Annotated in this window: 11 protein-coding genes; 7 read left to right on the top strand and 4 right to left on the bottom strand. The window is 52.7% G+C overall.

Translation table 11 applies throughout. The features are described 5' to 3' along the window. Window positions 1–6: 6 nt before the first annotated feature. Window positions 7–2,376, bottom strand: a complete 2,370-nt coding sequence (locus tag ACTNB1_RS11825) for a glycyl radical protein (protein WP_441169719.1) — start codon at window positions 2,374–2,376, stop codon at window positions 7–9. Between the two features lie 197 nt (window positions 2,377–2,573). On the opposite strand from ACTNB1_RS11825, the gene ACTNB1_RS11820 reads away from it, so the two are divergent. Continuing rightward, window positions 2,574–4,442 (top strand): helix-turn-helix domain-containing protein, encoded by a 1,869-nt coding sequence (locus ACTNB1_RS11820; protein ID WP_441169717.1) that lies wholly within the window; start codon window positions 2,574–2,576, stop codon window positions 4,440–4,442. 112 nt (window positions 4,443–4,554) lie between these two features. Here the strand turns inward: ACTNB1_RS11820 and ACTNB1_RS11815 are convergent, their stop codons facing one another. Beyond that, window positions 4,555–6,255: an FAD-dependent oxidoreductase gene (locus ACTNB1_RS11815; RefSeq protein ID WP_441169715.1), complete on the bottom strand. Its 1,701-nt coding sequence runs from the start codon at window positions 6,253–6,255 to the stop codon at window positions 4,555–4,557. A 201-nt stretch (window positions 6,256–6,456) separates the two neighbouring features. Here ACTNB1_RS11815 and ACTNB1_RS11810 point away from each other — a divergent pair, with 201 nt between their 5' ends. The 5 genes from ACTNB1_RS11810 to ACTNB1_RS11790 all read left to right on the top strand — a co-directional run bounded on the left by ACTNB1_RS11810 (window position 6,457) and on the right by ACTNB1_RS11790 (window position 11,185). Next, a complete protein-coding gene (locus ACTNB1_RS11810) occupies window positions 6,457–7,014 on the top strand; it encodes a C-GCAxxG-C-C family protein (protein ID WP_441169713.1) in 558 nt (185 codons plus the stop codon). A gap of 30 nt (window positions 7,015–7,044) precedes the next feature. Next, complete coding sequence (locus tag ACTNB1_RS11805) at window positions 7,045–7,812, top strand: SDR family NAD(P)-dependent oxidoreductase (RefSeq protein ID WP_441169711.1); 768 nt, start codon at window positions 7,045–7,047, stop codon at window positions 7,810–7,812. A gap of 152 nt (window positions 7,813–7,964) precedes the next feature. Further along, window positions 7,965–8,348 (top strand): VOC family protein, encoded by a 384-nt coding sequence (locus ACTNB1_RS11800; protein WP_441169709.1) that lies wholly within the window; start codon window positions 7,965–7,967, stop codon window positions 8,346–8,348. Window positions 8,349–8,381: 33 nt separating this feature from the next. Continuing rightward, on the top strand, window positions 8,382–9,884 hold the full coding sequence (locus ACTNB1_RS11795) for an alanine/glycine:cation symporter family protein (RefSeq protein WP_441169707.1): 1,503 nt from the start codon (window positions 8,382–8,384) through the stop codon (window positions 9,882–9,884). Between the two features lie 92 nt (window positions 9,885–9,976). Beyond that, complete coding sequence (locus ACTNB1_RS11790; protein ID WP_441169705.1) at window positions 9,977–11,185, top strand: MalY/PatB family protein; 1,209 nt, start codon at window positions 9,977–9,979, stop codon at window positions 11,183–11,185. A 324-nt stretch (window positions 11,186–11,509) separates the two neighbouring features. Here the strand turns inward: ACTNB1_RS11790 and ACTNB1_RS11785 are convergent, their stop codons facing one another. Together ACTNB1_RS11785 and ACTNB1_RS11780 are read right to left on the bottom strand one after the other, a co-directional pair. Continuing rightward, window positions 11,510–13,441 carry a hypothetical protein gene (locus ACTNB1_RS11785; RefSeq protein ID WP_441169703.1) on the bottom strand — a complete coding sequence of 644 codons (1,932 nt, stop codon included), beginning with the start codon at window positions 13,439–13,441 and terminating at the stop codon, window positions 11,510–11,512. 54 nt (window positions 13,442–13,495) lie between these two features. Further along, window positions 13,496–14,518 carry an LCP family glycopolymer transferase gene (locus ACTNB1_RS11780; RefSeq protein WP_441169701.1) on the bottom strand — a complete coding sequence of 341 codons (1,023 nt, stop codon included), beginning with the start codon at window positions 14,516–14,518 and terminating at the stop codon, window positions 13,496–13,498. A gap of 509 nt (window positions 14,519–15,027) precedes the next feature. Between ACTNB1_RS11780 and ACTNB1_RS11775 the strand changes: the two genes are divergently transcribed. Next, the gene (locus tag ACTNB1_RS11775; RefSeq protein WP_441169699.1) at window positions 15,028–15,159 is read left to right on the top strand and encodes a hypothetical protein; all 132 of its coding nucleotides are present in this window, start codon (window positions 15,028–15,030) and stop codon (window positions 15,157–15,159) included. Window positions 15,160–15,244: the final 85 nt, after the last annotated feature.

Here is a 15,244-nt window from a genome sequence, read left to right as displayed (position 1 = left end):
TGTCATTTATGCGTGCTTTAAATGCGTTGTGCGGTAAATAATGGCGTCTTGTGCACTCTTATCCAGTTCAGTAAAGTAAGCCATATAACCCGCCACGCGAACCATCAGGCCCTTGTGTTTCTCTGGGTGCTTCTGGGCATCCAGCAGCGTCTCGTCATCTACCACGTTGATTTGAATGTGCTCACCGCCATTGGCAAAGAACGTCTTGATAATGCCCTCAATAGACTGCAGGCCTTTTTCTCCGGCCACTCCCTGAGGATCAAAGCGCAAATTGAAGAGTGCACCATCGTGAAAAGCGGACTGCTCCATAGCTGCCACGGATTTTACAGTAGCAGTGGGTCCCTTAACGTCCCGCCCCATCATAGGGGAGGCGTTGTCGCACAGGGGCTCCCCATCCAGCCGGCCGTCAGGCGTGGCGCCGCAGGCTGCACCGTGAGATACATTTACCGTCTGGGAGTGGACGTTAAACGAGTAATATCCGCCTCTGGCATCACGCCAAGTCTGCACATGATCAGCCACAAAGTGCATCATCTCCCGATAGATGCCGTCTACATGGGGATCATCATTGCCGAACTTAGCGGGTTTATTCAGCAGGAGCTGGCGCATGCGTTCTTCACCCTCGAAGTTTTTGCTCAAAGCCTGGATCAACTGATCCATGGTAAAGTCCTTATCCTCGAACACGCACTTCTCAATTGCCACAATGGAGTCTGCCAGATTGGCTGCGCCGGTAACATACAGCCCGGCGGTACTGTACCTGGCACCGCCCTCCTGTACTGACCGGCCACTCTCCACACAGCCTCGGGTGACCATACTGGCAAAGATGACCGGATAACGTATCATATGAATGCTCTGCATGATGTTGTATCCGGTGCGGACCAGGTCATAGTGATAGAGAATCTGGGCTTTGAGGGCATCTTTGAACTCCTCCACGGTCTTGAAGCCGCGGGGATCGCCGGTCTGAAGTCCCATAAGCTTGCCGGTCTTCGGATCTACTCCGTTGTATAGGACGAATTCCAGCATTTTGCCCATGTTGACATAGCCTGCGTCAGGGGAACCGTCGGTACCACCACCGCCGGGGCCTGGCTGAATGCAGCCCACAATGGTCCAGTCCCGTGCCTCTTCCAGAGTACACCCCTTGCCCATGGCCATTTTCATGGCGGTGTCGTCGTTGAAGAAGCCGGGGTTGGCCTGCCCCTCTTGTATCATTTTGCAGCCCTTGCGGATTAGGGCCTCCGGTGTACCGCTCCACACCCGCACCGCCATGACCGGCTGGGTGGTCCGCAGCTCGTCGGCGGCATCCAGGCATAGATAGGACAGCTCGTTGGTGGCGTCCTTCCCGTCAGGGGTCTGTCCCCCCACGATGAGGATTTCCCACATAGGATAGCCTGCAAAAGAAGTGGCATACCACTGATCCCGGACTTCAAAGACCTCGCATGCTTTCAGATAAAGGCACTCCAGCAGTTCCATTGCCTCGTCCTTGCTGAGCGACTTGTCAATCAGTACATCTTTCTCATAGAAAGGCCACATATACTGGTCAAAGCGGCCAAATCCACAGGCAGTGGTGCACACCTCAATGTGAAAGTAGACGTGGACAAACCACACCAGCTGGAGGGCTTGATAGAAGTTTTTCGGGGGATTTTCCGGTACGACCCGGCAATTTTCCGCGATAGTGAGCAGCTCAGCCTTCCGCTTAGAATCAGCGCAGGCGGCAGCCTGCCGCTCGGCCTCATCAGCCATGCGGTGGGCATAGGTAATCAAACCATGGCACTGGATAATGCAGGCATTCCAAAAATCAATTTTTTTCTGGTCTTCCCAGCAGGTGCCGGGGGTGTTGTCGATATTGCGCTGACATTCTTCCATATAGCCTTTGAGACCCACAGACAGCAGCTTGGCGTGGTCGCAGAGGGTCTCTCCGGAAACACCGTTGGTTAAGCCAACGGTAATAATGTCGTCGCTGCAGGCCTCCAGAATATGCTTAGGCAGAGCGGTCTTGGAGAGATCCTCCATGGAACGCCCTTCCCAGTACTTGAGATTTTCCAAAATAGATGCCCGGTCTTCCGAAGAAATATCATAGGGGTCCTTGGTTCGGCTGGGGAATTTGTCAATATCACTGACATACCAGGAGCTGGACTGGAATTCAGGATGGAGGTTAGCGCCCCGATATTTGTTGGTGGGCGTACCCACAATTAGTTCGTCGTCCATGATCAGGGTTGTCATGTGCTCCATGATATAGTTGACCACCTTGGCCCGGAAAATAGGCGTGGCATCACCGGCAAATTTCTGATAGGCCTGTGTAGCCAGTTCCAAACGCTCTGCTGTAATGCAGGGGCGAGAATTGTACAGCTTGTTTCTCATTCTCTGCAGCCGTTCGTTCATCTAAAGCAACCTCCTTGCTGGCCATAACCGTATCATTATCTTTCATTGCAGACCTATTTTATATGGCGCGCTTCTTCCCAGCAACATTTAGTTTGCTGTAAAATTAAATTATTTTGCGATTCTGAGCGGAGCAGAGGTTGCAGGCAGGAGGATTCTGATATAGTATAGAAAAAACTCTGTCGAAAGAGGGTGATAACATGCTGCTGGAGCGCCTCACCTATGCAGATGATTTCCCTATGAATATCACCGTGGCAAATATCACGGAAGACCCGCTCCACTACCACTTGGACATTGAGATCATCTATGTGCTTCAAGGTTCTATACGGTTGAAAAACGGCTATTGCTGGTACGAGCTACATGCTGGGGATACATTTGTAAATTCTGGCCACGAGGTGCATAGTCTCTACGCCATCAGCCCGGATAATGTAGTAGCTCAGCTTCAAATCAGCACCCACTATTACTCGCAGTTTTTTCCCAATCTCAGCAAGTCATGCTATCGCACATACAGCCGCCGGCCAGAGGGAAAGAAACACGACTTGCTGCGAGAACTGCTCCTGCAGATCCTGCTTAAGCACACCACCCGCAGCTTTAACTACAGAAGCGAGTGTATCTACTTAATGGCAAATACCATCAAGCATCTGGACAAATATTTTAACCTGTTCTCTTTTGACAAAGATGTGGTAGTGGACTTTGATAAAAGCAATCCTGTGGCCATTGAGCGCATCAGCCGCATCAGCCAGTATATCTACCAGTACTATGCAGACAACATCACGCTGGAAGATCTAAGCGCCATGGAACACCTCAACACCTTCCACCTGTCTCACCTGATAAAGCGCTTCACAGGCATGAACTTTCGTGATTTTCTGTGCTTTGCCCGGGTAGAGTGGTCTGAAATCCCTCTTCTGGACAGCGATGCAAAAATCAGCCGCATTGCCCGTGAGGTGGGCTTTTCCACCACAGCGTATTATAAGAAATACTTCCAGAAGTGGTTTAAGCGCACTCCGGAGGAACACCGAGCCTACTATATGCCTCTGGTGAAAGGGGATCTTCGCCCGGCCGTTATGAAACCGCTGCCCGGAAATCAGGCTGTCTCCTTGATCCGGCGGGTTTATGCCAATTACAATATGAAAAAGTGCGACGACGCTGTAATATCCAGTATTAATCTGGAGGTCAACGTAGATGCCGACGCACCCGCCCAGGGGTATTTTGAGCAGAAACTGACAGTGATCGTTACCGTGGAAGACTACCAGGCGCTGGGTATGCGGATGTTTTCCCTGCTGGAGAGTCTGGAGCCATGGCAGGTGGTGCTGCTGTATCAGGACGGGGACGATCCTGAGCTGCTTTCCGCTGTGACTCAACTGCTGCAGATGACCGGTCTCTCCATACAGAGCCGGGCAAAGTCCGGCACCCTGCCTGCTGTGTCTGCTGGGTACGACACCATCCTCTATCCCATTTATCTGTTCCAACATTGTCTTCAGGGGAACGGCGGCACGCTGGAGGTTTTCCTGAGAGACTCGGATACTGGTACTGGAGTACTCCGGGGCGAAAATGCCCTGGTAACCGCTAATGGGGTCTGCAAGCCCGCCTTTTATCTCTGTCAAGCTATTTCTCACACCAGGGGCAGCATCATCAGCAAGAGAGGCCAATGCTGTGTGATTCGTGATACAAGGGAGAAGCAGCCAGTGCTTAAACTCTTTGTATCCAACGCAAAGGATCAACTGTTGTCCTTGTGTCAGCCCGGGAGCGGCATGGATCAGGTGAAAAGCGCCATCCACGAGTTTAAAGATGAAATTAGCGTGGACGTATGTATTCGCCTGCCCCCGGGTGCATATGCCGTGAGCAAATACAGTCTGAATAAGGAGGAAAACATCTTTGCCTATCTGTCAGGCATGGATTTTCCTCAGCAGGCCGCTGCCTTTTCCGGCCGCTGCCCGGAATGGTGGTCTGGAACCCCCAGGATGGAGAGTTATTTTGACGATGTGCGCACAGTACTGAATATCCACTTTCTTGTCAGAGGTGCCGGCATCCAGATGGCCACCATTTGCGCCATGAACGACAGAAGGTAACAGTCCTTTCGTGCCTCTCTCCATAATTTGAGAGCACAACAGCGGGCAGGAAGAAGCCGCTAATGCTTCTTCCTGCCCGCTGTTATTTATACCTGCGGAGAGATTCTCTGTATTAGTTAAAATTGTAGGCCGTCACAATGGGCTCCCGGCCCTCCTGCTGGTCGGTAAAATACTCATACAGACTGATGCCCAGGAAGGACCCGCTAATGTTGAACACCTGCTCGAAGCCGTGCCCTCTCAGGCAGCAGCACGCATAATAAGAGCGCTGGCTGGAGCGGCAATGCAGGTATACCGGCCGGTCCCGTGGAATCTCATCCAGCCGCTGGCGCAAGGTAGACAAGGGAATGTTATGGGCTCCTTTGATGTGGCCGTTTTCAAATTCCTGGACCTCGCGCACGTCAATGATATAGGCACCGCTCTCTGCCAGGCTCCGCACCTGGCTGACAGGCACCTGCCGGATTCGGCCTGAGCATACATTAGTGGCCACCATTGCCGCCATGTGCACCACATCCTTAGCGGTGGAGAACAGGGGGGCGTAGCAGTGCTCAAAGTCCAGCAGATCATCCAGCGTACCGCCCATACCAATCAAGGCTGCAATAACATCCACCCGCTTGTCTGCCTCACCGAGTCCAATCGCCTGAGCACCCAGCAGTCGGCCTGTAGGCACCTCGAAAAGAAGTTTCAGGGCCAGATAGTGGCTGTCCGGCATAATTTGCACCTTATCAGAGGCAAAGACAGTAACCTGATCCCACCGAATACCCGCAGCTTCCGCGCTCCGCTCATTGAGACCGGTTACCGCCCCGTTGAGGTTAAACACACGGATGCAGGAGGACCCGATGAATCCCTTATAGGCTGATGGAAGGCCGCAGATATGATCCGCGGCAATACGGGCCTGCCGCTGGGCTGGACCAGCCAGGGCCAGCCGCCCCGGTTTTCCGGTTTGCCGCGAGAAAATCTCGACCGCATCGCCCACAGCATAAATGTCGGGGTCGCTGGTCTGCATGTGGGCGTTTACCTGAATGCCGCCGGTAGCTCCAAGCTCCAGGCCGGCTTGTCGGGCCAGCTCGCTCTCCGGTTTCACGCCAATGGACATGATTACCGCGTCGGCCGGGACAGTAAACCTCCGGCCATCCCGCTCGGCGGTCACTCCATCTGGGCCAATGGCAGTGACCGTACTGCGCAGATGAAGCGTAACCCCATGGTCCAGCAGCTCCTTGTGAAGCATCTGCACCATATCGGAGTCAAAGGGAGTCAGGATCTGCCCCGTACCTTCCAGCAGGGTGACCTTTTTACCGGCCAGGCACAGATTTTCAGCGGCCTCGATGCCCACAAAGCCCCCGCCGACGATTACCACCTCCCGGGTGTCCTGCTGATCCATACAAGCCTTTACCCGGGCAATATCAGTAACGTTTCGAATGGTGTACACTCTCTCGCCATTAATACCTGCAATATTGCGGGGCAGAACAGGTGCCGCACCAGGGGCCAGAACCAGCTTATCATAATTGTACTCGCTGCATTCACCTGTCACAGTATTCTTCACAGTTACCCGCTTGTCGGCCCGGTGGATGGCCACCACTTCGCTGTGGACTTTGACGCAAATGTTATGCTTCTTCTGAAACTCCTCCGGTGTCATCATGAGCAAGTCATCCTCATCCTCCACGATGCCGCTCAGATAATAGGGCAGAGAACAATTGGAAAAAGATACATGAGCACCACGTTCTAAAATGGTGATTTCCGCTTGTTCATCCAGTCTGCGCACACGGGCCGCTGCGGAGGCACCGCCGGCAACTCCGCCTACGACAACCAATTTCATAATTACAACACCCCTTATGACAACATATCAATGTTTCCTTTTAACTAGATAAAATCTCACAAAATAATCCTACCCGAAATCCTTCCTCCAGTCACCTGGTTATTTGCTAATTAGTTTGCTCTTAACTGGAATTCCCTTGTTTTCACCAAAAAAGCCATTACAATGAAGATGCACATCAGCATGTTGAAAAGGGGGACCTGTATGCGGGATTATACCGTGCTTCCGGCTGAGGAGAAGGAAGCGCTTGTCAAAAAGGCAATGGACATTGGATTTCAGACAGAAACGGACTACGGCAACTGCATCCAGAGCTGCCTGAACGGTCTGGCGTGCGCCTTTCCGGACATTGGAATTACGAAGGAGATGCTCCAAGCCAGCTTCGGTATCGCCGGCGGTTGCGGCTGTTCTCTGCTGGGTACCTGCGGAGCGCTGAATGCGGCAGCTTGGGTGGTCAGCCTGTTTTATGGTCGTCCCATCGATGATCTGGGCGGAGACTACCAGGAGTGCCACAACATAATTCAGAAGCTGGTAGAGCAGTTCCGAACTCGGTACGAGGGTATCCTCTGCTACGAGGTGATGAATCACAACATGGGAGGGGTGTACGATTGGCAGACACCTGAAGGAGACGCCGCATATATGGCACACAATGGGACCTTCCACTGTGCCACCACGGTGGCTTTCTGCGCCGAGCTTGTGGCCAGAATGATCGTGGAAGGCAAACTCAAAGCTCCGGAAGAGACTCATGTATCGACCGATGCATAAAACAGCGAGAAGCGAGGGGAGCGTGGAAGCATGAATTTTACGGACAAAGTGGTTGTGGTGACAGGGGCCGGCGGCGGAATTGGTGCCGCGGTGGTAAAAAAATTTACAGAGCATGGTGCTCGGGCCGCTCTGGTGGACCTGCGCAAGGAGCTCTGCCAGCAGGCGGCTGAAAAGCTTGGACTAGACAGTACCCAGGCCTTCTGTCTTGGCGCAGATATATCCGATCAGAAGCAGGTCCGTGCCGTTGTTGCTGCCATTCTGGAGCATTATGGCCGCATTGATGCTTTGGTCAATGCCGCTGGTATTCCCGGCCCCAGTGCCCGAATGGAGGACTACTCTTTTGCCGATGTCAAGAAGGTCTTTGATGTCAACGTATTTGGCACGTTTCTGATGATGCAGAATGTTTTGCCTATAATGCAGAAGCAGAAAGCCGGCGCCATTGTCAATTTGGGTTCCGTCTCCGGTATGTGTGCCTATCCTTATGAAATTGCATACGGTGCCAGTAAGGCAGCTGTCATCCAAATGGCGAGAAACGCCGCCAACGAGAACGGCGGAAACGGCGTGCGGATCAATGCTGTCTCGCCCGGCTGGGTAAATACCGGTATGATGAAGACCATTCTGGCCAGTTATAAAGATGTCGGTATCGAAAACAGCTCTGACAATGTGACTTTAGGGCCCTTGGGTCGCCCTGGAGAGCCTGAGGAAATTGCCCAGGCTATTGCCTTCCTCTGTTCCGAGGAAGCCTCTTATATCAACGGGACCAACTTTTTGGTGGACGGCGGCATGACCTTAGGATAATAGGATTTTGCCTCTGCCTCAACGACAGCATATTCGTGTAGTTCGCAAACAAATGAAATTTTATAGCAAACAGATTATTTTGTTCCCCTGACAAATATAATAAAATCATCACAAGCAAAGCCAAAACGCTGTAGAGAAAGGGAGGAAACAAAATGTTTATCGGCAATGTAGGTATGTTTGTCAAGGATCTGGAGGGCGCAAAAAAGTTTTTCACAGACTATTTTGACGCCAAGTTGGTAGCCACCTACAACGAGGAGGAAAACGGATATTACTCCTACATTATGCAGATCGGGGACGGTGCCAAGCTGGAGATTATGACCAAACCCGACATGGTAGACGTCCCCCAAGACCCCAACCGCGTAGGTCTGGCACACATCAACATCAAGGTCGACACAGTGGAAAAGCGGGACGAGATTATTGCCAAGCTGAAGCAGGACGGCTATAAAATCCTCTATGAGCCTGCTACCACCGGCGGTACTGAGTGCCGTGCAGTCACGTTTGAAGGCATTGTGCTCGAGATCAATCTCGCTCAATAAGGGAGTAAATCGGGAGATAAAGGAGGAATCCCTGTGGTAGAAATTATTACGATGATAGATGGCTGGCTGTGGGGGGCCCCCCTTACCGTGCTGATGTTTGGCTCCGGCATATTCTTTACCGTAATTTCTGGATTCTTTCAGTTTCGCCACTTTGGTTGGATTTTCAAGCGCACCATTGGCTCCATATTTAAGAAAGACGAAAGTGCAAAGAACACACCTGGTATGCTCAAGCCTTTTGAGACCGCATGCATCGCCATCGGCGGCACTGTAGGCTTCGGTAATATCGCAGGTGTGGCCACGGCAGTAGCCTCCGGTGGCCCCGGTGCCATCTTCTGGATGTGGGTCTGCGCCCTCACAGGCATGATCATAAAACAGGTGGAGGTTACGCTTGGTTGCTACTACCGAATGCGGGATAAAGGCAGCGAGGATACTTATGGCGGCCCTACCTACTACATGCAGCAGGGTCTAGGTGTTGCACATCACTGGGGTAAGCTTTGGAAAATTCCTGCTATCCTGTTCGGCTTTGGCATCGCCACTACCTTTGTTTTTACCTCCGGTACGCTGACTACTGCTCAGGTAGTTTCCGGTGCCTTCCATGTGCCTGATATCCAGATCGGCGGCATTACCGTGGAGGGTATCATTCTGATCGGTGCAGTCATTGTGATTATCGAGTACCTGATTACCACCGGCGGCTTCCACGGCGTAGCCAATGTCTTCAGCAAACTGGTTCCCTTTATGAGCATCGCCTACATTTTGATGGGCATTGGTATGATTCTGGTAAATATTACTGCGGTTCCTGCCACACTTGCCACTATCTTTGGCGGTGCTTTTACCGGCACTGCGGCCATCGGCGGCTTCGCCGGCGCTTCGGTCAGCAAAATTGTCAGTGTGGGTCTGGCCCGCTCGGTGTATTCCAATGAGGCTGGTTGGGGTACCTCCCCTATGATCCACGCCTCGGCTAAGACCCCGCATCCTGTGGAGCAGGGGTTGTGGGGCTCCTTTGAGGTGTTTTTTGACACCATCATCGTCTGCAGCATCACCGGTATTTCCACTATCATCTCTGGACAATGGGTCAGTGGCAGTGATGGCGGTGCTTTGGCAGTACAGGCCTTTGCTGAAGGCTTCGGCTCCTTCGGCGCCTTTGCCCTCGCCATTATTATGATCGTCTTCACGGTTACCACTGCCGGTGGCTGGTTTACCTATTACATGATTTGCCTCAAGCAGGTGTTCAAGCAGAGCGGCAGCATTATGGAAAAGATCATTGTAAAGGGTTATAAAATTTTGCGCTTCCTGCCTGGCCTGTTCTGGTGTATCTATTTGGTAAAGACCAATAACCAGGGCTTTGTCTGGACTCTGGTGGATGTATCTTCTGCAATTCCCACCTTTGTAAACATGTTTGTTATCCTTGTGCTTTCCGGTGATTACCTAAAGCTGCTTAAGGATTATAAAGCACGCCACTTCCATGTGGGTAAGGTGGATCCGGATTTCGACCTATTCTTTGAGGATAAGTTGAACAAAGAAAGCAAGTCCGTTTAACATACCATGCTGAGCATGAGGGCTCCAGGTTGATGCGTCATTATCAGCTTGGGGCCCTCTTTTCCACACTGCACACAGGAAAGGATGTATCTATGAAATACAACTTTGACGAGATTGTGGACCGTAGAGGAACTAACTCCATGAATGTGGAGGGATTCAGAGGGTATATATTCGGTACCTACCCAGGTATTGAATTCCCTTATACAGATGACGAGTTTATTCGCATGTGGGTTGCGGATATGGAATTCTCAACCGCGCCCGAGATCATTGAGGCTATCAAAGAGCGGGCTGATCGCAAAATTTTCGGTTACACCAACCTCTACGACGACCGATATTACCGTGCCTTCAGTGCCTGGTGCCGGAAACTTTACGGCTGGGACTTCCCCCAGGAGCAGCTGGTATTTACTCTGGGTGTGGTGGCAGCCCTGTATGAGCTGGTGGGGGATTTGGTACCCGAGGGGAAAAAGGTTCTGACACTCACGCCGGCATACAGCTATTTCCTTCATGCAGCGGAGCACAATCAGCGCGAACTGGTCAGCTCCCCATTAAAAAAGGATGCTCAGGGGCATTTTACTATTGACTGGGAGGATTTGGAGCAAAAAGCAGCGGATCCTGATGTAGCTGTACTGATTTTTTGTAACCCTCATAATCCCACGGGCCGTATCTGGACCTGGGAAGAGTTAGATCGTTTGAGCCAGCTGATTCAGAAAAATGATTTGTGGGTAATTTCGGACGAGATCCACTGCGATGTGCTTCGCAGCGATCGGCGTCACACCCCGTTAGGTAAAGTTATGCCCGACTATCAAAAGCTGGTCACCTGTATGTCCGCCAGCAAGGCCTTTAATTTGGCTGGAATGATGATGTCCAATATCATCGTCCGGGACGAGGCGCTCCGAAATTTGATGCATTTTCATGAGACCTGCGACATGAATCCCCTGTCCATCGCAGCGGTTCAGGCAGCCTATGAGAAAGGTTATGATTGGTTGATGGAGCTGCGGGCTTACCTGGACGCTAATTTTGACTATATGGAGCGGTTCTTTGCCCAAAGGATTCCTGCGGCAGTTGTTACAAAAGCTGAGGCAACTTATCTGGCTTGGATCGACATGAATCAGGTACTGCCCGGTGTAGAGGATTTGCCGCTTTTCTTTGCGCAGAAGGCTGGAGTACTGTTGGAGGGAGGCAACAGCCTCTTCGTGGGAAATGCAAAAGGCTACATCCGTCTTAACCTGGCCATGCCCAGAAGTATGCTTGCAAAAGGTCTGGAACATATCGCTGCTGCCATCGAAGGATACCAGGCTTAAGCCATTAAGGGTGCATGTTACAGCATGCAGCATATGAGTGAGAAACGCCTTATGCAAAGCTCTTTCATTTCTCTTAAACTCGCTCAAAAATCAAAAGAAAACCACTTAAATTCAAACATTTAAGTGGTTTTCTTTTTTGCCGCTATCGAAAAATAGCTCATCAAATATAGCCCTCCAGGATCATAGCAGGTAAAACGCTGGTTCCGCTTTGGGCTTTATACTGCTGTATACAGCGGCAAGGATCTGCTTCGGCACCCACCTGCTGATCTAGATCCAGCCGCCATGCTGTCGTTCCTGCTCCCTCTGGCCGCCTGCGAAATCCTCTCAGGCGGGATACCGTATCCCATCTGTGAGCACATCTCCGGAACCGTCTGAAGCCAGCGTCCGCAGTACACCGTTCTGATCCAGGCAGAGGAAGCAATCCCAGGCATACATCCACGCTGCGTAAGAGACCTGCTTTCCGATCTGCCGGAGCGTACAGTCCTGCCCATCCGCAAGAACTTCCCACAGGGCACCGTCCTCCTGGAGCAGAAAATGGCTGTCCACGGAGCGCACCCCATCCAAAAGGTGCGTCCCACTGTTCCCCTCCAAATCGTCATAGAGCCAGGCCGTTCCATCCTCTTTCAGAATAAAAAAAGAATCCTCCCACCGGCAGGCGTCCAGTACGCCCTCCAAAACCTGCCGCTGCCGGATCTCGCAGGTCCCGTTTTTCTGAAGGATAGGCTCCCACCGCCAGAGGGTGTGATCCCCCTTGATATAGAGGCCGCCGGGATAGGCCTCGCAGGAGGCGGACAGGACCTGGTCATCAAGGTAAACCGGCTCCTTCCAGCTCTCCGCCCCCAAAAGGTCGCCCCAGGCCCACAGGGTGCCGTCCTGCTTGACCATGGCATAGGTCTCGGAATACTGGGCGACGGAGGACACCTCTTCCAAGATGGGGACAAATTCTGCGGGAGCCTCTCCGTAGTAGGCGCCCGGCAGACGGCTGCCCGTATCGCCTCCCATCCCCCAGAGAGTCCCGCTCCGATCAATGGCGTAGTTGACCCACTGGCCGGCATAGACAGCAGCTGCATTTTCCAACAGTTCCGTATAACTGCCGTCCTTCTCCACCTGGAGCAAGGTTCCGTCTTCCCGGATGGCATAGCACTCGGTCAGGGCGGAGACCGGTACCTCCGCCACCGGAAGAACACCTGTCTCGGGAGAGGGCCCTGGTATTTCTTTCGTGGAATATCCAGCCAGCAGCGTGGGTACATCGGAATCCGGCGCAAGCATCCAAAGCTGTCCTTCTTTATCCAGAGCGAGGATCCCTTGCTCCCCCCTTACCGCACTGGCTGCGTTGTCCATGAGACGAACAGGGGTATCATCATCCAAGCTCCAGAGTGTATGGTCCTCCGTGATAGCCAGATCAATGGTAAAGAAGATCACATCCTCCATCCAGAGCTCCAGGTCGGTGTAAGCGCAGCTCTCCTTTTGCCACCAGCCCATTCGCCACAGACTGTTGTCCGCTTTCCGCACCAGGAGCCGACGTCCAGAGGAGGCTACGTCTGTTACTCCCTCCAAAATCTGCCGCGGCTCCAACCAAGGCTCTTCAAGGTCTGTATTCAAAGGCAAAAGCGTCCCCCACACATAGAGCGTGCCTTCCGTATCTATGGCATAAAAAGCAGAGGAGTTTGCCTCTATTTTTACGATATCGGTTAAAATCTGCTTTGGCTGAAAGCTCTTGCCTCCGCCACACTGCCACACGGTGCCGTCAGAGCGAAGGGCACATGCGCTCTCACCCGACGGGGCAGCCATAATCACGTTGTCCATCAAAAAGCGAGGAGTGTATGGGTCCGCTTCCGCATCTGCTTCCGGAAGCAGGCCAGAGAGGCTGGAGCCGATCCCCCAAAGGGTTCCGTCCTGGCATAGCACCAGCGTGACCCACTGTCCCGCGTAGACAGCAGTGACATCCTCCATCATCTCCACTGCCCCGTCATAGGTCATCCCTACCGCAGGACTGTTGATAAGTCCACGGTAGTTGTCACCCCAGCCCACCAGCGTGCCGTCTTCCCGAATGGCATAATAGGTCATATAGCTGCTGGCAATCGCTGTAAAAGCATCCTCCCGATAAGGCCCCTCGGGTGCAGGGGCCGGGGTGGAGGCAGAAGGGGATGCAGGCTGCGAAGGCAAGCTCGGATCCGCATCAGCGGAGGTACAGCCGGAAACGCTGAGGAGGAGCAACAGGCAAATCAGCGAGAGATACAGTCTGCTTACTTTCATGGCACGTTCCTTCCTTTACCTCACAAAAGGCACAAGTAAACCGACACTTCCGTACTATTTTGCTTGAAAAATGTCCAGATTCTGTTCTGTCAACGACTTTGTATATGGATTTAACATTTCATTTACGATCTCCAGAGTTTCCTCCGGGTAGAGTTCATAGCACCATTCCACCCCTTTATATTTTACCGTCCCATCACCTGGCAGCGTCGCAAAGGAAAGGCCGGTTTCCAGCGGAAAGTCCAGGAGCGACGAAACAAACCACGCCATATGCTCCGCCTTCAGATCCGTAACCACATTTTCCTTCCAGATTTCTATGTACTCAAATATCTTTTGCGGGTTCTTGAGCAGCTTTTTCGCGATGGCAACCAAAACCTGCTGCTGTGTGCGTGTCCTTCCGATATCCGAGTCGGGATAGGCCATGGTGCCGTCGGAGTTTTTCCTCAGGCGGCAGATTGCCAGGGCTTCTTTCCCGTTGATGTGCTGCATTCCGGGTTCGAAATGGATGTGCAGATCCTGAAGCGGATCATCATAGGACATATGGATGGGCACATCAAAGTCGATCCCATCCACCGCGTCCACCACTTGAACAAAGCCATCCACATCCACACAGATATAATAATCAATCGGGATACCCAGCATCCGGGATACTTCATCCCGCAATGCCTCGATCCCGTCGTGGTAGACCGCGTTGATCTTGGGAAAACGGCGGTCCACCAGCGTATCTCTCGGAATGGACACCAGCCCCGCCGTCTGCTCTACCGTGTCATACGTCAGCACCATAATGGTGTCCGCGTTTGCGCTTGCCTGGTCTGACGCCACAAGCAAGAACGTATAGCACAAGCGCCTGCGCTCAAAATTCCCCTGCGTGCTTGACGGCGCCGGCGTGTGCACCGCGTCTTCTCCGGCCTGTACCTGTGTTTCCGCAGGAGAAGCCTCCGCCATGGGAGGCGGTTTGATCACTGCCTTCCACGCGAGATAGGCGATCACGATAATCGCTGATAGAACGACAGCCATCAGATACAATCGTTTCAAGATGCGGGGAAAAGATGATGCTTTGCGTGCACGCTTTCCAGGCATAAAATCAACTTCTTTCCGGCTATATAGAACTGCCTATTATCATTATTTACAGTCTTGTGGAAAACCGGACAGCCATCGACAAAGTTATTCGAAGTTCCCTTCCTCGGGCCGGCTAAGAAAGCCATGTGCCCTCCTGGTTCTATTGGGGAACTCCAGTAAACAAAGGCGGTTCTCATACGCTGTCAACAGAGAGAAGCAGGAGAAAAAATCATCGTCTCTCCCCGCAGTACGGATAGTCTCCTGCTTCTGGATAGATGCCGGCAGTGGTGAGGGAGCGATTTCACCCACCCATGGGTGGGGCAAGCAGAACATTTGGCTTGCCGCAAGCGGCTGCCAAACGCGTTTTTGCGGGCAGAAGCCCGCACCCACTTTTGTTCTGACCAGCGGCGTAACCGCCTGTGGGGTACTGTGCGCCCTGCGTTGGGATGGGGAAGGGCAGCTGGAACTAGCGGAGGTTACAACGACCCGCAGTGCGGGACTGTCTTGGGCAGCCGAAACGGCGAAAGCTGATGCAGCTGGTGGATGCGGAAAACCCGCTGCGGGAGAAGCTCTCTCTGGCCAGCTTTATCGCCGGATTCAAGCTAGCCCAGGAAATTGCAAAAGAACTGGAGGTGACACTGCTTGGAAAAGAAATGAGCTAACGGAGAGGGCAACATCAGGAAGCGGAGGGATGGCCGCTGGGAGGGCCGGTACACGGCTGGGTATAGTCCCAAAACCGGAAAACAG

Origin of the sequence: Flavonifractor sp. HCP28S3_F3 (assembly GCF_052065355.1) — a bacterium.
In the GTDB taxonomy this organism is placed as follows: Bacteria; Bacillota; Clostridia; order Oscillospirales; family Oscillospiraceae; genus Flavonifractor.
The sequence above is the reverse complement of the archived record's forward strand: the minus strand, read 5'-3'. Positions and strand labels throughout refer to the sequence as shown.